The sequence below is a fragment of the Streptomyces sp. NPDC002926 genome, from assembly GCF_053591755.1.
The window spans coordinates 324,699-349,217 of record NZ_JBSFUK010000001.1 but is presented as its reverse complement, the minus strand read 5'-3'; the positions used below and the strand labels follow the sequence as shown (position 1 = coordinate 349,217).

The window sequence follows — 24,519 nt, the reverse complement described above, 5'->3', positions numbered from 1 at the left end:
CAGGTTCAACATCAACAGCAGCACTCTCTCGCGCTGTTGTCCCATACGTCCCGCTCCGTGCGCTCAGGCGCCACCTTCCAGGAAGCGAAGTACAGCCAGCACCCTGCGGTGATCCGCGCCGGCGCGCTCCAGGCCGAGCTTGGCGAGGATGCTGTTGATGTGTTTCGCGACGGCGCTTTCGCTGATCACCAGCCGATCTGCGATTCCGGCGTTGGAGCGGCCCTCCGCCATCAGGGCGAGCACATCCCGTTCGCGCCCGGTCAGCCGTTCCAGCGGATCGCTCTGCCGCCGCACCAGGAGCTGTGCGACGACCTGCGGGTCCAGGGCGGTCCCGCCGTCGGCGACCCGTCGCAGCACTTCGATGAACTCCTCGACGTCCGCGACCCGTTGTTTGAGCAGGTAGCCGATGCCGCTGGTGTTGGCGGCGATGAGCTCGGCGGCGTACCGCTCCTCCACGTACTGCGACAGCATCAGGACGGCGGTGTCCGGCCACCGCTGTCTCAGCTGGAGTGCGGCCCGTACGCCTTCGTCGGTGAAGCCGGGCGGCATCCGGACGTCGACGACGGCCATGTCGGGCCGGTGTTCCTCGACCGCGGCCAACAGCCCTTCGGCGTCGCCTACTTCCGCGACAACCTCGAATCCGGCCATCTCCAGGACTTTGACGACGCCGACCCTGAGCAGGACGGAATCTTCGGCGATCACAGCGCGCACGGCAGCTCCACGGTCATGACGGTCGGGCCCCCGGTGGGGCTGCTCATCCGGAAGGTCCCGTCGACGGATCCCACACGTTGGGCGAGTCCTCTGAGACCGGTACCGCCGGCCGGATCGGCGCCGCCCGCACCGTCGTCGGCGACGACCACCCGCAGTATCCCGCCCAGCCGGGACACGGTCACGTCGGCGCGGGTCGCGTGCGCGTGCTTGGCGATGTTGGTGAGAGCCTCGGAGGCGACGAAGTAGGCGACCGCTTCGACGGCGGGTGCGGCTCGCCGCGGCAGGTCGACCTGTAGCCGTACGGGCAGTGGCGCGCGGGCGGCCAGGCCGGAGAGGGCTGCGTCGAGGCCGAGTTCATCGAGTACGGACGGGTGGAGGCCGCGTACGAGATGGCTGAGTTCCTCGATCGACTCCTTGGCTTCGCGGTGTGCGTCGTCGATCACTTGCCGCACCTCGGGCGGCAGGTCCTTGAGTGTCACTTTGGCGAGCCCGAGGTTCAGTGCCAGTGATACGAGCCGTTGCTGGGCGCCGTCGTGGAGATCGCGTTCGATGCGGCGGCGTTCGGCGTGGGCGGCGTCGACCGCTCCGGCCCGGCTTTCGGTGAGGTCTTCGACGCGCTGCTCGAGTTCCGCGGCCCGGGTGTCCTTGAGAAGGGCGGGGGCTATGCGGTTCTCCAGCCGTACCAGGGCTCCGGCGAGGCTCGGCACGGCGGCCAGTGCGACTACTCCGGCGGCCATGATGTAGGCGGCCTGGGTGGTGTAGCCGGGGTGGTCGATCCGCCAGTCCGCCGGCAGAAGCATGATCCAGGCGTAGATGGTGGTGGCGGCCGCGCCGGCCACCAGGAGCGCGAGGACGAGCAGTTCGAGTATGCCGAGGCAGGGCCCGGCGAGGCAGTTGTACGCGAACTGCCGTCTCGCCACGGCGAACCGGAGAGTGGGCAGGTCCACGCCGCACAGTTCCCGGTAGCGCCATCGGTGGGCTTTCGTGAGGCCGAATCCGGCGATGGCGATCAGGGCGACGGGGACGGGAAGGATCACCGGGGCGTCGGAGGAGGTGCCGTTGAAGGTTGCGACGGCCAGCTTCGCGGCCCAGAGGAACAACGGTGCTGTGACGAGGTGCAGGAGCATCCCGGAGGCGATGAAGGACATGTCGCGCCGCAGCCGGGTGAGGGAGCGGCGGAGCCGGGGCGGGATGGTCATGATCAAACCGTATGTGGTGGGCATGTCCGGCCGCCATGAAGCCTGTTGCCGGTTCTGGGGTGCAACTGGTGCCACCCCAAGTCGGCAAGCAGTGTTACTGACTGTGACGACACGGAACAGGAGTGTTGATCACGAGCCCGAAGGCCGGGTTCGTGACTGCCGAAAGAGGCGCGCTCCATGGCTCTCATTGCCTTCAACTCCCCTGTCGACACTGCCCGGTTGTCCAGGTGGCAGGGCCGGTTACTGACCGGTGCGGGCCTGGCCCTGCTGCCCTGGATGGGGTTTCTGGCGGCGACGCTCCCGCCGGGCGAGGCGGCGGCGTGGGTGGCGCTGGATGTTCTGGAGGCTGCCTGTCTGCTGACGGCGGGCAGTCGGCTCGTACGCGGTGGGGGCGGCCATCGGACGGCGGCGGTCGGTGCCGCGCTGCTGTTGGTGGCAGATGCCTGTGCGGACCTGCTGACGTCGGCTCCGGGCGCCGAGCTGGCGCAGGCGGCGGCGATGGCGGTGTGTGCGGAGCTGCCACTGGCGGCCCTGTGCGTGGACCTTGCCGTAGGGACGCATGCGAGGGCCGGCCGGGCTTCTGGCCCGGCCGGCCCTCGGAGGTCAGTGTGCGGTCAGCAGCCGAGCAGGCGGCTGCCCAGGTAGCCCTGGATCTGGTCCAGGGAGACCCGCTCCTGCTTCATGGTGTCGCGCTCGCGCACGGTGACCGCGTTGTCGTCGAGGGTGTCGAAGTCGACGGTGACGCAGTACGGCGTGCCGATCTCGTCCTGACGGCGGTAGCGGCGGCCGATGGCCCCGGCGTCGTCGAACTCGATGTTCCAGTTCTTGCGCAGGTCGGTGGCGAGGCCCTTGGCCTTCGGCGACAGCTGCGGGTTGCGGGAGAGCGGCAGCACGGCGACCTTGACCGGCGCGAGGCGCGGGTCGAGGCGCATCACGGTGCGCTTCTCCAGGACGCCCTTGGCGTTGGGCGCCTCGTCCTCGTTGTACGCGTCGAGGAGGAAGGCGAGCATGGCGCGGCCGACACCGGCGGCGGGCTCGATGACGAACGGCGTCCAGCGCTCGCCGGCTTCCTGGTCGAAGTACGACAGGTCGTGGCCGGAGGCCTTGGAGTGCGCGGAGAGGTCGAAGTCGGTGCGGTTGGCGACGCCCTCGAGCTCGCCCCACTCGCTGCCGCCGAAGCTGAAGCGGTACTCGATGTCGGCGGTGCGCTTGGAGTAGTGGGAGAGCTTCTCGGCCGGGTGCTCGTACCAGCGCATGTTCTCCTCACGGAGACCGAGGTCGCGGTACCAGTTCCAGCGCTGCTCCATCCAGTATTCCTGCCACTGCTCGTCCTCGCCGGGCTTGACGAAGAACTCCATCTCCATCTGCTCGAACTCGCGGGTGCGGAAGATGAAGTTGCCGGGAGTGATCTCGTTCCGGAAGGACTTGCCCATCTGCGCGATGCCGAACGGCGGCTTCTTGCGCGAGGTCTGCTGCACCTGGCCGAAGTTGGTGAAGATGCCCTGCGCGGTTTCCGGGCGCAGGTAGGCGACCGAGCCGGAGTCCTGCGTCGGGCCGAGGTGCGTGGAGAGCAGGCCGGAGAAGCTCTTGGGCTCGGTGAAGGTGCCCTTGTTGCCGCAGTTGGGGCAGTTGAGGTCGGCGAGGCCGTGCTCGGGGACCTTGCCGTGCTTCTCCTCGTACGCCTCTTCCAGATGGTCCGCGCGGAAGCGCTTGTGACAGGAGGTGCACTCGGTGAGCGGGTCGGTGAAGGTGGCGACGTGACCGGAGGCCTCCCAGACCTCGCTGGCCAGGATCACCGACGAGTCGATACCGACGACGTCCTCGCGCGAGGTGACCATGTAGCGCCACCACTGGCGCTTGATGTTCTCCTTCAGCTCGACACCCAGCGGTCCGTAGTCCCAGGCGGCACGCTGACCACCGTAGATCTCGCTGCACGGGTAGACGAAGCCACGGCGCTTGCTCAGGTTGACGATGGTGTCGATCTTGTCGGCGGCCACGGTGCTCTCTTCATTACGACGACGACGAACGGCGAATGCTTCAGGTTACCGGCGGCCGCACCCCCCGGATCAAATCGGATCCGGGTAAGGGGAGCTCAGCAGCTTTGTTGACAATCGTTTCCAGTTTTGTTGAAAATGACTGTCATGAACGTACGCCGCCTCATACCCGCCACCGCTGCTGCCGGAGCCGTCGCCCTCGGCCTCATGGCCGTCTCCGCCTGCTCCTCCTCCAATGCCGCCGACGGCAGCAGCAGCGGCAAGCTGAAGGTGGTGGCGTCGTTCTATCCCATGCAGTACCTCGCCGAGGAAATCGGCGGCGACCATGTCTCAGTCTCCACCCTCACCAAGCCGGGCGTCGAGCCGCACGACCTGGAGCTGGGGCCCCGCCAGACCGCCGAGCTGAACGAGGCGGGCTACATCCTCTACCTCAAGGGCATCCAGCCTGCCGTCGACAAGGCCATCGCCCAGTCCGAGGCGAAGAACAAGGTCGACGCGGCCACTCTCACCAAGCTCGAGCACCACGGCACCGAGGGCGGCCACAGCCATGAGGGCGAAGCGGCCGGCCACGACGAGCACGGGCATGAGGGCGAGGCGGGCGCCGACCCCCACATCTGGCTCGACCCGGTGAAATACGCCGAGGTCGCCAAGGGCGTCGGAAAGTCCCTCGAGAAGGCCGACCCCGACCACGCCGCGGACTACCGGAAGAACACCGACGCGCTCGTCACCAAGCTCGGCGGGCTGAACACGACGTACGAGCAGGGCCTGAAGAACACCGCCACCAAGACCTTCATCACCACCCACGCCGCCTTCGGCTACCTCGCCGAGCGCTACGGCCTGGACCAGGAGGCCATCGCGGGCATCGACCCCGAGTCCGAGCCCAGCCCGGCCCGTATCAAGGACCTCCAGGCCATCGCGAAGAAGGACAAGGTCACCACGGTCTTCTTCGAGACGCTCGCCAGCGACAAGACCGCCAGGACTCTTGCCGAGGACACCGGTCTGAAGACGGACGTCCTCGATCCGCTCGAGGGAATCACGGACAAGTCCAAGGGCGCCGACTACATCGAGGTGATGCAGTCCAACCTCGCCGCGCTGCAGAAGGCTCTCGGCGCGAAATGACATCGATCGGTACGCACACACCGGAGGCCCCAGCCATGGAGCCCGTCATATCCGTCCGCGGGGCCCAGGCCACGCTCGGCTCGCGCCCCGTACTGCGCGGCATCGACCTCACCGTCCAGCCCGGTGAGGTGGTCGCCCTGCTCGGCGCCAACGGCTCGGGGAAGTCCACTGCCGTGCGTTCCGTGATCGGTCAAGTGCCGCTCACCGGCGGCGAGATCGCCCTGTTCGGCACGGAGCTGCGACGCTTCCGCGACTGGGCGCGCATCGGTTACGTACCGCAGCGCACGACCGCCGCGAGCGGTGTGCCCGCGACGGTGCGCGAGGTCGTCTCCTCGGGCCGCCTGTCGCGTACGCGGCTGGGCCGGCAGTCCCGGGCCGACCGGGCCGCCGTCCACCGCGCCATCGAGCTCGTCGGGCTCGCGGACCGCGCCAAGGACTCCGTGAATGCGCTCTCCGGCGGCCAGCACCAGCGGGTGCTCATCGCCCGCGCGCTCGCCTCCGACCCCGAACTGCTGATCATGGACGAGCCGATGGCGGGCGTCGACCTGGCCAGCCAGGAGATCCTCGCCGGGACGCTGCGCGAGCAGGTCGCGGCCGGGACGACAGTCCTGCTGGTCCTGCACGAACTCGGACCTCTGGAGCCCTTGATCGACCGCGCGGTGGTGCTGCGCGACGGCTGTGTGGTCCATGACGGGCCGCCGCCGAAGGCCGTGGGCCAGCATGCGCTGCCCGGCCACGACCACGTACATCCGCATGCGGCCGACGAGCCGCTCCGCACGGGACTGCTGACCTGATCATGGAAATCCTCGAGACTGCTTTCATGCAGCGGGCGCTCATCGCGGCCGTACTGGTCGGCATCACCGCCCCCGCCATCGGCATCTATCTGGTGCAGCGCCGCCAGGCGCTGCTGGGCGACGGCATCGGCCATGTCGCGATGACCGGTGTCGGCCTCGGCTTCCTGCTCTCGACCAACCCGATCTGGATGGCGACGCTCGTCTCGATCGTCGGCGCGGTCACGATGGAGCTGATCCGGGCGTACGGACGCACTCGCGGTGATATCGCGCTGGCGATGCTCTTCTACGGCGGTATGGCCGGCGGTGTGCTGCTGATCAACCTCTCGGACAGCGGCTCCACGGCCAATCTCAGCTCGTTCCTGTTCGGCTCGCTCTCCACCGTCTCCGACGCGGACCTCATCGCGATCCTGCTGCTGGCCGCCTTTGTGGTGCTGGTCTCGCTGGGACTGCGCAGGCAACTGTTCGCGATCAGCCAGGACGAGGAGTTCGCGCGGGTCACCGGTCTGCCGGTGCGCGCGCTGAATCTGCTGATCGCGGTGACCGCGGCGGTCACCGTCAGCGTGGCGATGCGGGTGGTCGGGCTGCTGCTGGTCAGCGCGCTGATGGTGGTGCCGGTGGCCGCGGCGCAGCAGATTTCACGGTCCTTCAGGGCCACGTTCGCGCTGGCGGTGGGGATCGGCGTGACGGTCACACTGGCCGGAACGACCACCTCCTACTACCAGGATGTGCCGCCCGGCGCGACGATCGTGCTGCTCGCCATCGGCATCTTCGTGGTGCTGACCGCACTCGCCGCGCCCCTGGCGAGGCGGCGCGCGCGCACACTGGAGGCGAGCGGGGCGGAGTGCACCGCGGACATGCCGCACACGCGACGTCCGAGCGACGACGTCAAGGTCTGAGCCCAGGCCTGGCAGAATGGCCCGACATATGTGCGGGCGAAGCGAGGAGGCACCTGTGGCGACGGCGCCAACCGGCGGAAATGCAGCCCCAGTGCGGGGCCGGTCGACCCGGCAGCGGGCCGCTGTGGCGGCGGCGCTCGACGAGGTGGACGAGTTCCGCAGCGCGCAGGAGCTGCATGACATGCTCAAGCACCGCGGCGACTCGGTGGGCCTGACGACGGTCTACCGCACGCTGCAGTCGCTCGCGGACGCGGGCGAGGTGGACGTGCTGCGCACCTCCGAGGGCGAATCGGTGTACCGGCGCTGCTCGACCGACGACCACCATCACCATCTGGTGTGCCGGGTCTGCGGAAAGGCCGTCGAGGTCGAGGGACCCGCGGTGGAGCAGTGGGCGGAGATGATCGCGGCGCAGCACGGCTATGTGAACGTGGCGCACACGGTGGAGATCTTCGGCACGTGCGTGGAGTGCGCGAGCTCCTCGGCGGAGGGCTGACCGGACGACGGCGCGGACCCTGGGGCGGCGCCCCAGGGAGGTGGTGGGGTGCCCGTCCCGGGGTGCCCGGTCCTCGGGGTGCGGGCGCGGGTTTGGCACGTCCCGCGGGGTGCGGGCCCACGGGTGCCGTCTCCCCTGGGTGCCCCGGTCGCCGGGGCGCGGGCGCGGGTTTGGCACGTTCCCCGAGGTACGGGCCCACGGGTGCCGTCTCCCCTGGGTGCCCCGTCCCCGGGGTGCGGGCTCGCGGCGCCCGGGCGCGCCCCGAGCCGAGCGCGCGCCGTTGGGGCCGCTCCGGGGCTCGTGTCCTGGACTGCTTTCCTCACCGCGCTTCGCGCGAGCTGCGACGCTTTACGTCCAGAACACGACCCCTGCGCGTCCCCCTGCCAGGAACGGACCAGGGCTCCTCGGGGTGCCCGTCGGCGTTGGGGCTTTTGCCCCGGGGTTCGTGGCATTACGTCCAGAACACGCCCCCAGCGCGTCCGCCGGCCAGGAACGGGTCCCGAGGCACCTGCTTTCGGCGCGAAGCTCACGCCGCGTGCCCCCGGGCCGTCCTGGCTTCACGACCCCTGTACGTCCGCCCGCCGGGAACGGTCCCCCCATTACACCTTCACCCACGGCTCCGGTCCGGTGAAGCCGACGCCACCGGGCGGGTCTCCGGCTTCGCCGGCGTCGCCGACCAGGACGGCAAGCTGATCGGCAACGGCTGGTCCAACACCGGCGAGGCACCTGGTCTGCGGCGCGAAGCTCAGGCGGCGTGCAAGCTCTACGTCCAGAACACGTCCCCTGCCAGGGACGGACCAGGGCTCCTCGGGTGCCCGTCGGCGTCGGGGCTTCGCCCCGGCTCGTGGCACGAGCCGCCGGCGGCCACGCGCCTGCGCTCTGCGGCGCGAAGCTGCCGCTCCGGGCACGTGGGGGCGTCAGCCCCGCCCCTCCCAGGGGGCCTGGGGGCACCGCCCCCAGTTTCGGGAAGGGGCGGGGTGGGGGAAAGCCCCCGCTCACGCAGACGTGCCCTCGGGCCGCCCCCGCATCGCCTCGAGCTCCTCGTTCGGGATCGCGCCGCCGAAACGGCGGTCGCGCTGCGCGTACTCCAGGCAGGCACGCCACAGGTCGCGGCGGTCGAAGTCCGGCCACAGCACGTCCTGGAACACCATCTCGGCGTAACTGCTCTGCCAGATCAGGTAGTTGGAGGTGCGCTGCTCGCCGCTCGGGCGCAGGAACAGGTCCACGTCCGGCATGTCCGGGTAGTACAGGTACTTGGCGAAGGTCTTCTCGTTGACCTTGGACGGGTCCAGCCTGCCCGCGGCCACATCGCGCGCGATGGCCTGCGCCGCGTCCGCGACCTCCGCGCGGCCACCGTAGTTGACGCAGAAGTACAGCGTCATGGCGTCGTTGTCCTTGGTCTGCTCCTGCGCGACCTGGAGCTCCTGGACGACCGACTTCCACATCTTCGGCATCCGGCCGACCCAGCGGATACGGATGCCGAGTTCGTCCATCTCGTCGCGGCGGCGCCGGATGACGTCCCGGTTGAAGTTCATCAGGAAGCGCACCTCGTCGGGCGAGCGCTTCCAGTTCTCGGTGGAGAAGGCGTACAGAGAGAGGTTCTTGACGCCCATCTCGATGCAGCCCTTGAGCACGTCGAGGACGACGGCCTCGCCGACCTTGTGCCCCTCGGTGCGCGGCAGCCCGCGCTCCTTGGCCCAGCGGCCGTTGCCGTCCATGACGCATGCCACATGGTTCGGCACCAGCTCGCCCGGGATCTTCGGCGGGCGCGCGCCGGAGGGGTGCGGCTCGGGGACCTTGTAGTCGCGGCGGGACCGGCCCAGGATTCCGCGTCGTGCCATGCGGTTCACATCTCCTATTTCTCTATTTCGACGTACCTCAGCGAGCGCAGGCCGCGCTCCAAGTGCCAGTGCAGATAGGCGGACACGAGCCCGCTGCCCTCCCGGACATGGCGCGCCTCGCACGCGTCCGCCGTCGGCCAGTCGCCGGTCAGCAGCGCGCTGAGCAGCCCGATGGCCTCCGCAGAGGGTACGACGCTGCCGGGCACCCGGCAGTCGCCGCATATGACGCCGCCGGCGGCGACGGAGAAGAACCGGTTCGGCCCGTGCATGCCGCATTTCGCGCAGTCGTCGAAGCTGGGTGCATAGCCGTTGACGGCGAGGGAGCGCAGCAGGAACGCGTCGAGGACGAGATGCGGGGCGTGCTCGCCGCGGGCGAGGGTGCGCAGGGCGCCGACCAGGAGGAGGTACTGCTGGACGGCGGGCTCGCCCTCGTGGTCGGTGAACCGTTCGGCGGTCTCCAGCATGGCGGTGCCCGCGGTGTAGCGGGCGTAGTCGGTGACGATGCCGCCACCGTAGGGAGCGATGGTCTCGCTCTGGGTGCAGAGCGGGAGCCCGCGGCCGACGAGTTCGCTGCCGCGCGCGAAGAACTGCACGTCGACATGGGAGAAGGGCTCGAGCCGGGCACCGAACTTGGACTTGGTGCGCCGGACGCCACGAGCGACGGCACGGACGCGGCCGTGACTGCGGGTGAGCAGCGTGATGATGCGGTCGGCCTCGCCCAGTTTCTGGGTGCGGAGGACGACGCCGTCGTCACGGAACAGGCTCATGCGGTCATTGTCCCGTACAGGTCGCCCGCGCCCGTAACCCGCCCGGAGAATCAGTCGTGGACGCGCTCCTCCAGACGGACGGTGACGCTGTCGCCCGCCTCCTTTCCGATGGCCTTGCGCAGGTCGGCCTTGACCGGCAGCTTGTGCGTACCGTCGCCCAGGGCCATGAACGAACTGCGGAAGGGGTGGCCGTCGATCGTGCCCCGGACCTTGACCAGGCCGCGGGTGCCGAAGAACTCGACGGAGTCGGGCCACACGAGGTAGGTCCAGCCGCCCTTGTCCGGGCTCTTCCGCAGGGTCGCGGTGAATTGTTTGTCCATGCAGACAGGACGGCGCGAGGCGGGCAAACTCATCGCGGGCTCCCGGATGTACGGCGGCCCCTCCCTCGACCGGTGGGGCGGCGTCCGGCCGGGTTTCGCGATGAACCATTCCATATGAGAATTGAACAAACACCTCTGACGTGCAGGCCACGCCACCACTGCAGCGATCGGGGCCAGCGTGTCGTCCACCGATACCAGGTCGAGTACGCACCCCTTCGGCACCACAAGTGCTGAAGGCGCGGCGGAACGTGACGACGCACTGACTCATGCCGTCCTCAGAGCCGTCGAGGTGACCGGCGCCCATGCCGGGAGTGTGTTCCTGATCTCGCGCAACCGCCTCACGCTGGTACTCGCGGCAGCGGCCGGGATGCCACCGTCGCTGCTCGGCGGCTGGCGGCGGATTCCTGTGAACAGTGCCATTCCCGTGGCGGAGGCGTTCCGCTCCGGGCGGACGGTCCATCTGGCCGACGCCGATGAGACCATGCGGCGATTTCCCCAGCTCGCCGTCGCACTGCCCTACCCTTTCGGCTCCGCCTCCGTGCCGGTCACGGCGGGAGGGGAGACCTTCGGGTCCATGTCCGTGGTGTGGGCCGCCAGGCCCGGTGGGAACGGGCTGTCCAAGGCGCAGCGACGGCAGTTGCGCACCGCGGCCGGCCGCCTCGGCGTAACGCTCTCCGAGCTGAACGCGCACGGCGCCGATGTCGGGTGCGACATGGAGACCGTTCCGGTGGAGGTCCCGGTGCCGTCCGCCTCGGCGGTACGGGTGGGCCTGTTCGACTGGGAACTCGACACCGGAGCCCTCCATGCGGATGCCACGTTGTGTGCGATCTTCGGCCTCGCCCCGGACGAGTACGACGGACAGGTGGCCACGCTGGCGGCCAGGGTGCATCCCGCGGACCGTCCCGGTCTCCGCGCTGCCGCCCGTAGTGCGGCCGAGGAGGGCCACATCCTCGCGCAAAGCCTGCGCGTGCCGGAGAGGGGCGGCGGTCACCGCACCATCGAGCTGTGGGGCCGGGTACCCGACACGCCGGCCGACCGGGAGGCGCGGCCCCATCTGGTGGGCGGGGTCCTCGACCTCGGGGCCGGTATGGCCGCCGTCGCGGCGATCGAACGGCTCGCGGACGGCTTCTTCTCGCTCGACCGAGACGGCTGTGTTTCCTACGCCAACCACACTCTGGTGCGGCTGTTGCGCGTACGCCGGAAGGATCTGGTGGGCCGGCACCTCTGGGAGGCCCTGCCGTGGCTGGCCGATCCCGCCTACGAAGACCGTTTCCGCGCCGCCAGGGTCTCCCAGCAGCCCGTCTCCTTCCTGGCCCGAAGCCCCGACCAGTGGCTCGTGTTCTCTCTCCGCCCGGATGCGCAGGGCATGACCGGCTGGGCGACTCCGTCCCGGCAACCGGTCCCGGCCGGGGCCGAGCCCGGAGCACCGCCCGCGGAGGCAGCGGGGGCCGCCCCGTCCTCCTCGCGGCCCGCACCGACACGCCTGGGCGCCATCTATCGCGTCCTTCAGATGAGCAGCGCCCTCACCGAGGCGGTCACCGCGCGGGAAGTGTGCGACGTCGTCACCGACCAGCTCCTGCCCGCCGTCGGCGGGCATCGAGTGGCGATATACGTGGTGCACGAACGGCATCTGCGTCTGCTGTCGCAGCGTGGTTACAGCGAGAGCTTTCTGGAGCCGCTCGAGGGCAGGCCGCTGCATCACGGCCGGGAGCCCGTGACCGGAGCACTGACCTCCGGGGTCCCGCTGTTCATCGAATCGCGGGAGGAGTTCTCCCGCGCCTATCCCGAACTCCGCGCCGAGTCCAACTCCTTCGTGTTCCTGCCTCTGATCGCCTCCAACCACCCCGTGGGTGCCTGCGTTCTGGGCTTCGACGAGGCCCATTCTTTCTCCGGCGAGGAACGAAGCCTCCTCACCGCGCTGAGCGGTCTGATCGCCCAGGCCCTGGAGCGTGCAAGGCTCTACGACACCGAATTCGCCCTCGCCCGCGGTCTGCAGAACGCGCTGCTCCCGCACCGGCTGCCCACGCTGCCGGGCATCCGCGTCACCGGCCGGTACCTGCCCGGTACCCGCGGGATGGACATCGGCGGCGACTGGTACGACGCGATCCCCACCGACCGCGGCGTCGTGCTGGTCGTCGGGGACGTCGAGGGCCACAACGTCGCCGCCGCAGCCACCATGGGCCAGCTGCGGAGCGCGGTACGCGCCTTCGCCTCCGCGGGCCAACGCCCCAGCGATGTGATCGCCGGCACCAACCGGCTGCTCCTCGACCTGGACCCCGGGCTCCTCGCCAGTTGCTGCTACGTCCTCCTCGAACCCGGTACGGGAGTCACGCACGTGGTCCGCGCGGGCCACTGCCCGCCCCTGTTGCGCCGACCCGACGGACACACCGAGTTCCTGGATGTGCCGGGCGGCCCGCTACTGGGAGTGGAGCGCGCCGTCGACTACCCCGAATCGGAGCTGAGACTTCTGCCCGGCTCGGTCCTGGCCCTCTGCACGGACGGACTGATCGAGACACGCGAGTCCGACATCGGTGTGGGCATGGACCGGCTGCGGACCTCGCTGGCCCATGCCGGTGCGGACTCGCTGGAAGAACTGGCCGACGCACTCCTGCGGGACGCCCGCCAGACCCCGAACCGCAGGGACGACATCGCGCTGCTCCTCACCGGGTACGCCCCTGCCGCGCCGCCCGCACCCCCCGCCGGGTGAGCGGAAGCGGGCACAGAACCCCGACCGCGCCGTCCTTGTCGTCAGAGCCGTTCGGTGTCATCGGACCCGTTCGGTGTCATCGCAGCCGCTCAGTTCGGCCGCCTTCGTCGAGGGTGTCCGCCGCCCGGCGGCGTCATCTCCGCGTCCTTGTTGATGGCGCGGGCGAGGATGATCCCGATGAAGATCAAGCCGACGCCGAACCAGGACGCCGCGGCGTCGAAGATCAGGGAGACGACACCCACCGGGATGATCAATCCCGCCAGCGGGATCAGCAGGTTGCGCACCGGCGGCGGGGGCTCATCGGTGTGCTTCCGGCTGCGGACGACCTGGGGGTACCACTCGGTGAAGCTCAGCGCGGTGACGATCGCCCCGATCTGGATGATCCACGCGGTCCAGAGATTGTCCGGATTGTGCAGGACAAGGTCCCCGAAGCCGCCCGCGAGGGCCGCCACGAAGAAGGCCGCGCCCCAGACGCCGGTGATCACATAGTTGATGCGGAGGAACTCCCGCGACTTCCAGTACTCCGGGTCGACCCGTTCCCGTCCGTACTGGATCGTGAAGGGCACCCGTACGGCCATGGAGCCGAAGGCGATGACCACCAGCGCGAGGTTGGAGATCTCACCCGCGTACGTCTCCAGCCATGTGTGGGTGCCCGGCGAGGAGGCGGCTCCGACGGCGGCCAGTACGGCGAAGAAGACGACGTCCGACACCTCGAGGATCTTGAGCGAGGTGCCGCGGCAGAGCATCCGCGCCGCGATGAGGAGCACCACCGACATGGCGAGGGCGAGGCCCACCGCCAGTTCGAAGCGACCCGGGCCGACCAGGACCGAGAAGATGATCCACGGCGACATCCCGACAATCGGGCTCTCGAGCGCGGCGGCGAGACGGCCACCGGGTGCCGTGCCTGCGGCAGTGTTCATCGTGCGGGGGCCCCTTCGCCGGGCAGATCCTCCTGGCGTCAAGCCTGCCGCGAGATCCTTCACCGCGCTACAGGGGTTCGGCCGCCGCGCGCGGCTTCGACGGACCGGTCGACGGACCGAGGGAGAGGGCCGCAGTCAGGGCGAGCAGGTCACGGGCCCGCGGCGCACCGCGGGTGGGGCCCTGCGGGCGGCCCTCGAGTGAGAGGTTAGGGTGTCCTTACCCCGCCCCTCCCGGGTGCCCGGTCATAGATCAGGCTTATGGGTTCATAGGTACAGGGCGGGTACCGCCGTGCGAGCGCCGTTGCCAGAGTGGCGTAGGAGAGTCGGCTCCCTCCGCACGCGCCGGACCGTCTCACTCGCCGGGTCACGCCCCGTGGACCTCGTTCGAAGGGAACCATCCATGCCCCGCCCTCTGCGGATCGCGATCGTCGGTGCCGGCCCCGCCGGGATCTACGCCGCCGACGCGCTGCTGAAGTCCGAGGCCGCCGTCGAGCCCGGCGTCTCCATCGACCTCTTCGAGCGGATGCCCGCGCCGTTCGGCCTGATCCGGTACGGCGTCGCGCCCGACCACCCGCGGATCAAGGGCATCGTCACCGCCCTCCACCAGGTGCTCGACAAGCCGCAGATACGTCTCTTCGGAAACGTCGACTACCCGAACGACATCGGCCTGGACGATCTGCGCGAGTTCTATGACGCGGTGATCTTCTCCACGGGCGCGGACGCGGACCGGGCCCTGGACATCCCCGGCATCGAGCTGGACGGCTCGTACGGAGCCGCCGACTTCGTCTCCTGGTACGACGGCCACCCGGACGTGCCGCGCACCTGGCCGCTGGACGCGGAGAAGGTGGCCGTGCTCGGCGTCGGCAATGTCGCCCTGGACGTGGCCCGTATCCTCGCGAAGACCGCGGACGAACTGCTGCCGACCGAGATCCCGCCGAATGTGTACGACGGCCTGGCCGCGAACAAGGCCCTCGAGGTGCATGTGTTCGGGCGGCGCGGCCCGGCGCAGGCCAAGTTCAGCCCGATGGAGCTGCGCGAGCTCGACCACTCCCCGAACATCGAGGTCATCGTCAACCCCGAGGACATCGACTACGACGACGGCAGCATCGCCACCCGCCGGGCCAACAAGCAGGCGGACATGGTCGCGAAGACGCTGGAGAACTGGGCGATCCGGGATGCCGGCGACCGGCCCCACAAGCTGTTCCTGCACTTCTTCGAGTCCCCGACCGAAGTCCTCGGCGAGGACGGCCGCGTGGTCGGGCTGCGTACGGAGCGCACCCGGCTGGACGGCACGGGCAATGTCACCGGCACGGGCGAGATGCACACCTGGGACGTGCAGTCCGTCTACCGGGCGGTGGGCTATCTGTCCGACGAACTGCCCAAGCTCCCCTTCGACTTCCTCACCGGCACGGTCCCGCACGAGGGCGGCCGGGTCATCGAGGGCGGCGAGCACACGCAGTCGACGTACGTCACGGGCTGGATCAAGCGCGGCCCGGTCGGCCTGATCGGCCACACCAAGGGCGACGCCAACGAGACGGTCGCCAATCTGCTGGATGACCACGCCAACGGGCGGCTCCAGACGCCGGCCGCGCCGGGCCCCGAGGCGATCGTCGGCTTCCTGGAGGGCAAGGACGTCCGCTACACCACGTGGGAGGGCTGGCACCGCCTGGACGAGGCGGAGCGCGCGCTGGGTGCGGCGGAAGGCCGCGAGCGTGTGAAGATCGTCGACCGCGAGGGCATGCTGCGGGCGAGCGAGGCCTAGGCAACTGGGGCTCCGCCCCAGATCGCGCGCCTCAACCGCCGGCGGGGCCTGATCTTCCGCCGGACGGTGGGCTACTGCGCGGGGCGGCCCCGGCCGGGTTCTACTCCCGAGGGAGTACGGGCGGGGAGTACGAGCCGGGCGCAGGGGCCGGGCCCACCGGCCGGGGCGTACTAGAAGGGCGTACGCGCCGCCGCCAGCAGCCGCGCCGTGTCGTCCGCGCACAGCTGCAGCGCCGCGCCGACCGTCGTCAGCACCTCGCGCTCCGCCGGGGTGTACGGGCCGTCCGCCAGGGCGATTCTCGCGCCCTGCAGCAGGATCGACTCCCGGCCTGCCGGGGCCAGATGAGGCGCGAGCGGTTCCAGCGCCTCATGGAGCTCGATGGCGAGCGCGGCTCCGTACGGCCCGGTGTCGGTGACGAAGCGGCCGGTGTCCGCGGCGAGCGCCTCGATCAGCGCCGTCAGCTGGTCCTCGGTGCAGTCGTCGAGGCCGGCCGCACGGACCGTGGCGACCGCGGTCTCGCGGACCGGGCGGGAGGAGGTGCCGCCGGAGGCGAGGACGGCGAGCGCGACGGTGTGCACGGCATCCCGGAGCATCGACGAGAAACGGCTGGTGGTGGGGTGGTCGAGGGCGTCCATGCCGAAGTGGCTGTGGCAGGCGGCGCATTCGACGACCGGACCGGCGGCGCCGCGCGGCAGCAGCGGCACGCCGAGGAAGGTGAAGCGCCGACGGCCGGTGCGACGGCGGTAGTTGCGGTCGCCTCCGCAGTCGGAGCAGAAGAACTCTCCGTCGCCGATGGTGTTCCAAGAGGTATGAACGCCGCAGACCAGCACTTTTCGGCCGATTGGTCCTCGAGCTGGCTGCACGTCGCACCTCCGTAACGCTCCGGCAACATTGCCGCGTTGACGTGATGTTAGCCACATGCGTGATGTCACGTCAGCACCTCGGACGGCACTAGGCCAGGACATGGCTGAATCCTCGCCCTGCGACCGGGCCCCGAAGGCGGGCACGACCGCGCCTCCGGCCGTTCCCGAAGGAGCTGCCGGAGGCGCGGTGAAGTTGACCCGGTGAAGCGTACTAGCGGGCCGCGCGGTTGACGGCCGAGACGACCGCCTTCAGCGAAGCACGCGTGGTGTTGGCGTCGATACCGATGCCCCACAGCACCTTGCCGTCGATCGCGCACTCGATGTACGAGGCGGCCTGCGCGGACGCGCCCTCGCTCATCGTGTGCTCCTGGTAGTCCAGCAGCCGCGCGTCGACGCCCACCGCGTTCAGCGCCTCGAAGAACGCCGAGATCGGGCCGTTTCCGGAGCCGGTCAGCACCGTCTCGGCGCCGTCCACGACCGCCTCGACGGTCAGCGTGTCGATGCCGTCCTTGTCGGTGGTGGTCTGGCCGGAACGCAGCTGGATCCGGCCCCACGCGTTGTCCGGGTTGGGCAGGTACTCGTCCTGGAAGACCGCCCAGATCGCCTTCGGCGTGACCTCGCCGCCCTCACTGTCCGTCTTCGCCTGGATGATCTTCGAAAACTCGATCTGCATCCGGCGCGGCAGGTCCAGCTTGTGGTCGTTCTTCAGGACGTACGCGATACCGCCCTTGCCGGACTGCGAGTTGACCCGGATGACCGCCTCGTAGGAGCGTCCGACGTCCTTCGGGTCGATCGGCAGATAGGGGACGGCCCACTCGATGTCGTCAACGGTCTTGCCCTGGGCGGCCGCGTCGGCCTCCATGGCGTCGAACCCCTTCTTGATGGCGTCCTGGTGGGAGCCGGAGAAGGCGGTGTAGACCAGATCGCCCGCGTAGGGGTGGCGCGGGTGGATCTCCATCTGGTTGCAGTACTCGCTCGTCCGACGGATCTCGTCGATCTGCGAGAAGTCGATCTGCGGGTCGACGCCCTGGCTGAACAGGTTCATGCCCAGCGTCACCAGGTCGACATTGCCGGTGCGCTCGCCCTGGCCGAAAAGGCAGCCCTCGATACGGTCCGCACCGGCCATGATCGCCAGCTCGGCGGCGGCGACGGCGGTGCCGCGGTCGTTGTGCGGGTGTACGGACAGACACACGTGCTCGCGGCGCGACAGGTTGCGCGACATCCACTCGAAGCGGTCGGCGTGCGTGGACGGGGTCGAGCGCTCCACGGTGGCAGGCAGGTTGAGGATGATCTCGCGGCCGGCCTCGGGCTGCCAGACGTCACAGACGGCCTCGCAGACCTCCAGCGCGAAGTCCAGCTCGGTGTCGGTGAAGATCTCCGGGCTGTACTGGTAGCCGAAGGTCGTCTCCGGGCCCAGGATCTTCTCGGCGTACTCCATCACCAGCCGCGTACCGTCCACGGCGATCTGCTTGACGTCGTCCTTCGAGCCGCGGAAGACGACCCGGCGGAAGGTGGGCGCCGTCGCGTTGTACAGGTGCACGGTCGCGCGGTGGGCTCCGACGACGGACTCGACGGTGCGCTCGATCAGGTCCTCGCGCGCCTGGGTCAGGACGGAGATCGTCACGTCCTCGGGGATCGCGCCCTCTTCGATGATGGAGCGTACGAAGTTGAAGTCGGTCTCGCCGGACGACGGGAAGCCGACCTCGATCTCCTTGTAGCCCATGCGTACCAGCAGGTCGAACATCTCGCGCTTGCGGGCGGGCGACATCGGGTCGATGAGGGCCTGGTTGCCGTCGCGCAGGTCGGTGGACAGCCAGCGGGGCGCGGCGGTGATCCGGTTGTCCGGCCAGGTCCGGTCGGGGATGTCCACGGCCTCGTACTTGCCGTACTTGTGGATCGGCATCCCGGACGGCCTCTGGGTGTGGGTCGCCGTGGTGATGGGCGTGGGGCGACCGACAGAAGTGTCAGACATTGCGCAGGGCTCCTCGGGGTCCAGCGGTAGGACGGCCGACTGAGTCGAAGCAGCACCAGATCCCGCGGGGAGGGGGTCGGCCTACGACTACAGGCCCTCGCCGCGGCAGCTAAGGAGAAGCAGCCCGAAACGCATGATGGGAAGCAGCCTAGCCGAGCATCGCGGGGATGGAGGTGGTGTATCACTATGCGGGACACAATTCCGGTTACGGCTAAACGGTGACCCATCACTCCATTTCACTAATCATGGTGGCAACTAGTGACAGCGCCGTGACTCAATGCCACAGTCCCCCGCATGGACGCCAACGCCCGCCGGGTCAACCCGGTCTTCTGCACCATCGTGCCGCCACATGTCCTCGACAAATTGGCCCGCGCCGAGGATCCCGCGATCGCCGAGCCCGCCGCCCGCACCCTGGAGCACGACGCCCTCCAGCGCACCCGCCGCCGGATCACCACGGTCCGCGGCCTCACTCCGGGCGCGGCGCGCGCCGTGTCGGACAAGCCGCATCGCACGATCTACGACGCCGGGCACGAGGAGACCGTGCCGGGCAGGAAGGTGCACTCCGAGAACGACAAGCCCGCCAAGGACGCCACGGTCAACCGCGCCCACGCGGGCCTCGGCGCGACCTTCGAGCTGTATCTGAAGGCGTACGGCCGTCACTCCATCGACGGTTCCGGCCTGCCGCTGAACGCGACCGTCCACTACGGCGAGAACTACGACAACGCCTTCTGGGACGGCGAGCGGATGGTGTTCGGGGACGGCGACAACGATCTGTTCCTGGACTTCACGCTGCCCGTGGACGTGATCGGGCACGAGCTCACCCACGGTGTCACGCAGTACACGGCGAACCTCGAGTACTTCAGCCAGTCCGGCGCGCTGAACGAGTCCATGTCGGACGTCTTCGGCTCGCTGATCAAGCAGTACTCCCTCGGCCAGACCGCCGACCAGGCCGACTGGCTGATCGGCGCGGGCCTGCTGGGCCCCAATGTGACGGGCGTCGCGCTGCGCTCGATGAAGGAGCCGGGCACGGCGTACGACGACGACGTTCTCGGCAAGGACCCGCAGCCGGCGACGATGGAGGACTACGTCAGAACCGGTCGCGACAACGGCGGCGTGCACATCAATTCGGGGATCCCGAACCACGCCTTCTACCTGGTCGCCACCGCGCTGGGCGGCAATGCGTGGGAGCGGGCGGGCCAGATCTGGTACGACGTCCTGACCGGCGGCGAACTCTCCACGACCGCGCAGTTCACCGAATTCGCCGGCCTCTCGGTGGCCGCGGCCCGCTCGCGCTTCGGCGACGGCGAGGAGCAGGAGGCGCTGCTGAAGGCGTGGTCCCAGGTCGGGGTGAGTACCCACTGAGCCGTTCTCGTACTAGACAGGACCCATGCGTATCCAGGTAAGACGCACGGGAGGGTTCGCCGGCATCGAGCGGTCCGCGGAGGTGGACACCTCGGGGCGGACCGATGCGGGTACCTGGCATGCCCTGGCCGAGCAGGCGATGGCCGACGGCCGGGGCACGCCAGGGGTCGGGGTGCCGGACGGGTTCAGCTACCGGATCACGGTGGACGGGCGCAGTGTCCACTGCGCGGATCCCCGGCTGTCCGACGCGCAGCGGAAGCTGATCTCGCGTGTCCTCAAGGAAGGTTCCTGACCGGGCGAACGCGGACGCGAACGCGGGCCCGGTCAGAAACCGAGCTTGCGCAGCTGCTTCGGGTCCCGCTGCCAGTCCTTCGCGACCTTCACATGGAGATCCAGGAAGACCGGCGTGCCCAGTAGCGCCTCGATGTGCTTGCGCGACTTCGTGCCGACCTCCTTCAGGCGCTTGCCCTTCGGGCCGATGATGATGCCCTTCTGGCTCGGGCGCTCGATGTAGAGGTTCGCGTGGATGTCCAGCAAGGGCTTGTCCGCCGGGCGGTCCTCGCGCGGCAGCATCTCCTCGACCACCACCGCGATCGAGTGCGGCAGCTCGTCCCGTACGCCCTCCAGCGCGGCCTCACGGATCAGTTCCGCGACCATGACCTGCTCGGGCTCGTCCGTGAGGTCGCCCTCCGGGTAGAGCGTCGGGCCCTCCGGGAGCAGCGGGATCAGCAGGTCGGCCACCAGCTGGACCTGCTTGCCGCCGAGCGCCGAGACCGGGACGATCTCCGCCCACTCCATGCCCAGCTCCTTGCCGATCCGGTCGATCGCGATCAGTTGCTCGGCGAGGGTCCTGGAGTCGACCAGGTCGGTCTTGGTGACGATCGCGACCTTCGGGGTCTTCTTGATGCCCGCGAGCTCCTTGGCGATGAAGCGGTCGCCGGGGCCGAGCTTCTGGTCGGCGGGCAGGCAGAAGCCGATCACGTCGACCTCGGCCCAGGTGGTGCGTACGACGTCGTTGAGACGCTCGCCGAGCAGCGTGCGCGGCTTGTGCAGGCCCGGGGTGTCCACCAGGATCAGCTGGGCCTCGGGGCGGTGCACGATGCCGCGTACGGTGTGCCTGGTCGTCTGCGGCCGGTTGGAGGTGATCGCCACCTTCTGGCCTACCAGAGCGTTCGTGAGGGTGGACTTGCCCGCGTTGGGGCGGCCGACGAAGCAGGCGAAGCCGGCCCGGTGCGGGACGTTGTTCTCTTGGGTACGAGCGCTCATGGCGCCCATTGTCCCTGATGTCACGAGCCCTCGGGTACGCGCGCCCTCACCCGCCGCACTCTGGCCCACACTCCGGCCCCCAGCAGGCCGGCGCTCAGCACCACCGCGACCAGCCACGGCAGCGCGAAGAAGGAGGTTCCGGCCGACTCGCGGACGTCCCGTGCGCTGGCTGTGAGTCTGACCTCGCCCCATTCGAGCTGGGGTGCTCCCGCCCAGCGTTCGGTGAGACGGATCTTCTGACGCGGCAGCAGCTCGGCGGGGATCATCTTCAGATCGCGGTTGAGCAGATCGCGGCCGAAGAGGCCTTCGGCCTTGAGTGCGACCTTGGGGTTGAGCGTGACATTGCCGCGGTTGTAGAGGGTGTACGAGATGAGCGCACTGCTCTCGCCGGTGCCGGGTAGCAGGGGCTGCTCGTGGGTGAGCGTGACGTTCTCGACGGAGAGCGCGGGGACGGTGGGGCCGTTCACCCGCAGATAGATGCGCGCGCCGACCGCCTGCTGGATGCCGACGGCGAGCGGGCCCGTCGAGGGGTTGATGTGCTCGTCGAGGGCGACCAGGGCGCCGGGGTGGTCACCGGGCTCGGCGTCCTCGGGGACGTGCATGGTGTAGGGCACGGTGACCGAGCTGTTGCCGGGGACGGTGACGCGGTCCCGCCCGGGCTTCGCCCAGGCGCCGACGCCGCGCTGCTTCTCCTTCAGGGTGCGTACGGCGAAGCCGCCGTCCCGTTCGGTGTTGTAGGCGTCGGCGGCGTACAGCCGGAACGTCAGGGGGGCGGCGGTCTTGTTGGTGACCGTGACCTGATCGGTGAGGGTCGCGCCGGGGTCGGCCGAAAGGTAGAAGCACGGGCGCCGGCCCGGTTCGGCGGGGGTCCCCCCGGCGGAGCGAGGGGGAGAGGCGGGATAGACGGACCAGTTGCCGTTGTCGGCGGCGTGGGCAACCGGGATGCCGTACGCGCCGTGCAGCAGCGCGACCAGGACCGGCAGCAGGATGACGTACAGCTTGCGCATATGGGGAGCCCCCAGGGACGTAGCGGTGCCGGGGAGGTTCGGACGGGCCGACCGGGTGCGCGCCCGGCCCGCCGTTGGTGTTTCTTCGGCTCGGTTCGCCTAGGTGAGCGTGAGGGTCAGTACGCCGGAGTACGCACCGGGCGCGGTGTACGCCGGTACGTCCAGTGAGACCTTCGCGTCCACGGTGAACTCGCCTCCGGTGAGTGCCCCGTTGGGCGTGGAGGCGAGGGTCGCGCCCGCGCTGCCGACCGGTCCCGCGGAGCCGGCCGCACAGGTGCTGGGACTGCCCTGCTTGGTGGTGCAGGCCGGCGTCCAGCCGAGTCTCGCGGCGTCGATCTTCCCGCCGGGCCCGGTGAAGTCGGTGACCTTGCCGGTCAGGGACCAGCCCGCGGGGCCGCCGCGGAAGTCCTTGACCGTCACCGTCTTCAGATCGCCGGTGGCTGCCCCGCCCTTGCCGAAGTCGACCGCCGACATCTGGACGGTGTCACCGGCCTGGGACATGGACAACGTGCCTGCCGCGACGGAGGTGTTGAGCTTCTGGCTGTTGCCGGGCAGAGGCGTGTCGTCGATGACGGTGTACGCCGCCGGGCCGGCGCCCTTCTCCGCCGACCAGGCACTGCCTTCGTACGCGACGATGCCGGTGGTCGCCTTGTTGCCGACCTTGAGCTGCGCGGTGAAGCCGCCGGTGGCGTCGGCCTTGACGGCCGCCCTGTCGGCTGTCTCGGCCGCTCCGGCCCGTCCGACGACGGTGATGTCGGCGAGCGGACTGAACTTCGCGCCGGTGACGGTGACCGGGTCACCGGGCTTGCCGGAGGCCGTGGCGAGCTGGATGGTGCGCTCGTTGGCCCCCGGTACGTCCGTCGCGACGACCGTCTGGGAGACGGGCGCCGGCGGATTGATGACCGTACAGGGGGTGTCCAGCTCCATGATGTAGCTGGTGTGGATGTTGTAGTCGCCGGGCGAGAGGGTGATCGAGCCGGGCGCGGTGACCGTGAAGGTGCCGGTCATCGAGAACGGCGGGAACGCGCCCTTGCCCGGGACGGGCGGGTTCTTCTTGGGGCCGGTGACCGTGACGCTGCCGGCCTGGGCGCCGCCGAGGGTGACCTTGCCGCTGGGCGTCATGATGTCGGCCGGAAGCGCGAGGTCGACCGGGTTGCTGGCGGCCGGCTTCGTGACCGTGTACGTGACCTTGACGGTGTCGCCCACCTTGGGGGCGGCATTGTCGACGGTGATCTCGGCGGTCGTGGTGCCGTCGATGGGCGGGATGCCGGCGATGGGCGGCGGTACGCAGTGGGTCGCGAAGTCCACCGGTGCGGAAGCGGCGGCCATCGCGTTCGCGGGTGCGGCGAGCGATGCCGCGCCCGCGACCAGGGCGAGGGACCCCAGTGCGGCGGTCCACCGTCGCCTGCGATGGGTGGATCTTCGGTTGGCGGATCTTCGGGCGGCTGTAGCCATGATTGCCCCCTTCTGAGGAATGCTGGGGGCCATTGACGTGGGACGGCCGAAAGAAGTCAATGGAATCGAAATGCGACATCTGATGACCCATCAGATACTGTCAAGATCCGCGTCCCCGCAGGCCGGAAGGGGAATCGGCACCACCGGATCGATGACGCCGATTCCTGTCACAGTGGCGCTGTCATGTCAGGGGGCCGCAGCGCACCCGCTGCCTGCGAACGAGGGGCCGGCTCGGCGGGGAGCAGCGGACCGTTCCCCGGGCCGTGACGTCAGACGCCCGCGACGGTCCGGCGCTTGCGGAACCGGTCGGCCATGAGCGCCGCCTGGACAGCCACGTACAGCGTGCCGAGCACACCGACCGCAAGATCGAGCCAATCGGCGCCCCGGCCGAGCGCCAGGCTCCGTACCGCGGCTCCGCCCAGCCACAGCGAGAGCGACGCCAGCAGCACGCTCGCGACCGCCTGAGCGGTGCGCGCCGCGCGCTCGCGTCCGTAGCCCTTCAGCAGCTCGCCGGCGGCGAAGGCGACCACCGCGAAGGGCCAGACGTCCATGGCCTCCACAGCACCCGTGAGGACGCCTTCGACAAGGTTGCCGGCCCCGACGGTGCCGGCACCCGCCAGTGCGATCCAGGCGAACACCCGCTGACGCCGCGCTCGTTTCGGAGCGCCGCGCATCAGCCCGCCGCCACCGCGGACTTGAGCGTTCCGTCGGGCCCGGCGAGCAGCACCGGGGTCTTGGGGCCGCCCAGGTCACGTACCGCGGCGCGGTCCGCCTCGGCAGCGGCGTCCGCCTCGGAGACGACGGCAGCGGCCTCGAGGGACTTCGCGCCGCTGGCGACGGCCATGGCGACGGCGGTCTGCAGCGCGCTGAGCTTCAGCGACTCCAGCTCCACGGTCCCCGCGACATACGTACGCCCCGTCTCGTCCCGTACGGCAGCACCCTCGGACACGCCGTTGCGGGCCCGGGCGCTGCGCGCCAGCGTGATGATCTTGCGGTCCTCGGGATCGAGGTCGGTGCTCTGCGTCATGGCTCGAGCATAGATCGGCCGCCCGGCACGGAGCCGGGCGGCCG

General features: G+C 69.7%; 23 protein-coding genes. 9 read left to right on the top strand and 14 right to left on the bottom strand.

Features of this window, described 5'->3' with window-relative positions:
* Positions 1 to 63: 63 nt before the first annotated feature.
* Together ACWDZ6_RS01475 and ACWDZ6_RS01470 are read right to left on the bottom strand one after the other, a co-directional pair.
* On the bottom strand, positions 64 to 711 hold the full coding sequence (locus ACWDZ6_RS01475; RefSeq protein ID WP_326649801.1) for a response regulator transcription factor: 648 nt from the start codon (positions 709 to 711) through the stop codon (positions 64 to 66).
* On the bottom strand, positions 699 to 1,910 hold the full coding sequence (locus tag ACWDZ6_RS01470) for a sensor histidine kinase (RefSeq protein WP_451501206.1): 1,212 nt from the start codon (positions 1,908 to 1,910) through the stop codon (positions 699 to 701). The genes ACWDZ6_RS01475 and ACWDZ6_RS01470 overlap by 13 nt, the downstream gene beginning before the upstream one ends.
* A gap of 177 nt (positions 1,911 to 2,087) precedes the next feature.
* Here ACWDZ6_RS01470 and ACWDZ6_RS01465 point away from each other — a divergent pair, with 177 nt between their 5' ends.
* Positions 2,088 to 2,555 carry a hypothetical protein gene (locus ACWDZ6_RS01465; RefSeq protein WP_451501205.1) on the top strand — a complete coding sequence of 156 codons (468 nt, stop codon included), beginning with the start codon at positions 2,088 to 2,090 and terminating at the stop codon, positions 2,553 to 2,555.
* On the opposite strand, the gene ACWDZ6_RS01460 is transcribed toward ACWDZ6_RS01465, so the two are convergent.
* A complete protein-coding gene (locus tag ACWDZ6_RS01460; protein ID WP_366730566.1) occupies positions 2,525 to 3,907 on the bottom strand; it encodes a glycine--tRNA ligase in 1,383 nt (460 codons plus the stop codon). The genes ACWDZ6_RS01465 and ACWDZ6_RS01460 overlap by 31 nt on opposite strands.
* 144 nt (positions 3,908 to 4,051) lie before the next feature.
* Between ACWDZ6_RS01460 and ACWDZ6_RS01455 the strand changes: the two genes are divergently transcribed.
* Genes ACWDZ6_RS01455 through ACWDZ6_RS01440 form a run of 4 tightly spaced genes read left to right on the top strand, consistent with a single transcriptional unit; the run spans position 4,052 to position 7,206 of the window.
* A complete protein-coding gene (locus ACWDZ6_RS01455) occupies positions 4,052 to 5,023 on the top strand; it encodes a metal ABC transporter substrate-binding protein (RefSeq protein WP_451501204.1) in 972 nt (323 codons plus the stop codon).
* A complete protein-coding gene (locus ACWDZ6_RS01450) occupies positions 5,020 to 5,817 on the top strand; it encodes a metal ABC transporter ATP-binding protein (RefSeq protein WP_451501203.1) in 798 nt (265 codons plus the stop codon). Before ACWDZ6_RS01455 ends, ACWDZ6_RS01450 begins: the two co-directional genes overlap by 4 nt.
* A gap of 2 nt (positions 5,818 to 5,819) precedes the next feature.
* Positions 5,820 to 6,713 carry a metal ABC transporter permease gene (locus tag ACWDZ6_RS01445; RefSeq protein WP_451501202.1) on the top strand — a complete coding sequence of 298 codons (894 nt, stop codon included), beginning with the start codon at positions 5,820 to 5,822 and terminating at the stop codon, positions 6,711 to 6,713.
* Positions 6,714 to 6,768: 55 nt separating this feature from the next.
* The gene (locus tag ACWDZ6_RS01440; protein WP_326649809.1) at positions 6,769 to 7,206 is read left to right on the top strand and encodes a Fur family transcriptional regulator; all 438 of its coding nucleotides are present in this window, start codon (positions 6,769 to 6,771) and stop codon (positions 7,204 to 7,206) included.
* 995 nt (positions 7,207 to 8,201) lie between these two features.
* Here ACWDZ6_RS01440 and ACWDZ6_RS01435 read toward each other — a convergent pair.
* Genes ACWDZ6_RS01435 through ACWDZ6_RS01425 form a run of 3 tightly spaced genes read right to left on the bottom strand, consistent with a single transcriptional unit; the run spans position 8,202 to position 10,134 of the window.
* Positions 8,202 to 9,047 (bottom strand): isoprenyl transferase, encoded by an 846-nt coding sequence (locus tag ACWDZ6_RS01435; RefSeq protein ID WP_326649810.1) that lies wholly within the window; start codon positions 9,045 to 9,047, stop codon positions 8,202 to 8,204.
* Between the two features lie 14 nt (positions 9,048 to 9,061).
* Positions 9,062 to 9,814 carry a DNA repair protein RecO gene (gene recO, locus ACWDZ6_RS01430; protein WP_326649811.1) on the bottom strand — a complete coding sequence of 251 codons (753 nt, stop codon included), beginning with the start codon at positions 9,812 to 9,814 and terminating at the stop codon, positions 9,062 to 9,064.
* 50 nt (positions 9,815 to 9,864) lie between these two features.
* The gene (locus ACWDZ6_RS01425) at positions 9,865 to 10,134 is read right to left on the bottom strand and encodes a DUF1905 domain-containing protein (RefSeq protein ID WP_451501201.1); all 270 of its coding nucleotides are present in this window, start codon (positions 10,132 to 10,134) and stop codon (positions 9,865 to 9,867) included.
* 178 nt (positions 10,135 to 10,312) lie between these two features.
* Between ACWDZ6_RS01425 and ACWDZ6_RS01420 the strand changes: the two genes are divergently transcribed.
* Positions 10,313 to 12,841, top strand: a complete 2,529-nt coding sequence (locus tag ACWDZ6_RS01420) for a SpoIIE family protein phosphatase (protein ID WP_451501200.1) — start codon at positions 10,313 to 10,315, stop codon at positions 12,839 to 12,841.
* Between the two features lie 89 nt (positions 12,842 to 12,930).
* Here ACWDZ6_RS01420 and ACWDZ6_RS01415 read toward each other — a convergent pair whose 3' ends face one another.
* Positions 12,931 to 13,761: a hypothetical protein gene (locus ACWDZ6_RS01415; protein WP_451501199.1), complete on the bottom strand. Its 831-nt coding sequence runs from the start codon at positions 13,759 to 13,761 to the stop codon at positions 12,931 to 12,933.
* Between the two features lie 400 nt (positions 13,762 to 14,161).
* Between ACWDZ6_RS01415 and ACWDZ6_RS01410 the strand changes: the two genes are divergently transcribed.
* On the top strand, positions 14,162 to 15,523 hold the full coding sequence (locus ACWDZ6_RS01410; protein ID WP_451501198.1) for an FAD-dependent oxidoreductase: 1,362 nt from the start codon (positions 14,162 to 14,164) through the stop codon (positions 15,521 to 15,523).
* Positions 15,524 to 15,693: 170 nt separating this feature from the next.
* Here ACWDZ6_RS01410 and ACWDZ6_RS01405 read toward each other — a convergent pair whose 3' ends face one another.
* Both ACWDZ6_RS01405 and leuA read right to left on the bottom strand, forming a co-directional pair.
* Complete coding sequence (locus tag ACWDZ6_RS01405) at positions 15,694 to 16,386, bottom strand: tellurite resistance TerB family protein (protein ID WP_451501197.1); 693 nt, start codon at positions 16,384 to 16,386, stop codon at positions 15,694 to 15,696.
* Positions 16,387 to 16,597: 211 nt separating this feature from the next.
* Entirely contained in the window at positions 16,598 to 18,358 is a 1,761-nt protein-coding gene (gene leuA, locus ACWDZ6_RS01400; RefSeq protein ID WP_351445259.1) for a 2-isopropylmalate synthase, read from the bottom strand.
* A 294-nt stretch (positions 18,359 to 18,652) separates the two neighbouring features.
* Between leuA and ACWDZ6_RS01395 the strand changes: the two genes are divergently transcribed.
* Together ACWDZ6_RS01395 and ACWDZ6_RS01390 are read left to right on the top strand one after the other, a co-directional pair.
* Entirely contained in the window at positions 18,653 to 19,720 is a 1,068-nt protein-coding gene (locus ACWDZ6_RS01395) for a M4 family metallopeptidase (protein ID WP_389176837.1), read from the top strand.
* A 25-nt stretch (positions 19,721 to 19,745) separates the two neighbouring features.
* Positions 19,746 to 20,012 (top strand): protealysin inhibitor emfourin, encoded by a 267-nt coding sequence (locus tag ACWDZ6_RS01390; RefSeq protein ID WP_451501196.1) that lies wholly within the window; start codon positions 19,746 to 19,748, stop codon positions 20,010 to 20,012.
* Positions 20,013 to 20,044: 32 nt separating this feature from the next.
* Here ACWDZ6_RS01390 and era read toward each other — a convergent pair whose 3' ends face one another.
* The 5 genes from era to ACWDZ6_RS01365 all read right to left on the bottom strand — a co-directional run bounded on the left by era (position 20,045) and on the right by ACWDZ6_RS01365 (position 24,475).
* The gene (gene era, locus ACWDZ6_RS01385; protein WP_326649825.1) at positions 20,045 to 20,986 is read right to left on the bottom strand and encodes a GTPase Era; all 942 of its coding nucleotides are present in this window, start codon (positions 20,984 to 20,986) and stop codon (positions 20,045 to 20,047) included.
* 20 nt (positions 20,987 to 21,006) lie between these two features.
* Positions 21,007 to 21,993 carry a WxL protein peptidoglycan domain-containing protein gene (locus ACWDZ6_RS01380; protein WP_451501195.1) on the bottom strand — a complete coding sequence of 329 codons (987 nt, stop codon included), beginning with the start codon at positions 21,991 to 21,993 and terminating at the stop codon, positions 21,007 to 21,009.
* A gap of 99 nt (positions 21,994 to 22,092) precedes the next feature.
* Entirely contained in the window at positions 22,093 to 23,448 is a 1,356-nt protein-coding gene (locus ACWDZ6_RS01375) for a beta-xylosidase (RefSeq protein WP_451501194.1), read from the bottom strand.
* Between the two features lie 269 nt (positions 23,449 to 23,717).
* The gene (locus tag ACWDZ6_RS01370) at positions 23,718 to 24,086 is read right to left on the bottom strand and encodes a hypothetical protein (protein ID WP_451501193.1); all 369 of its coding nucleotides are present in this window, start codon (positions 24,084 to 24,086) and stop codon (positions 23,718 to 23,720) included.
* A 35-nt stretch (positions 24,087 to 24,121) separates the two neighbouring features.
* On the bottom strand, positions 24,122 to 24,475 hold the full coding sequence (locus ACWDZ6_RS01365) for a cytidine deaminase (RefSeq protein ID WP_326649829.1): 354 nt from the start codon (positions 24,473 to 24,475) through the stop codon (positions 24,122 to 24,124).
* Positions 24,476 to 24,519: the final 44 nt, after the last annotated feature.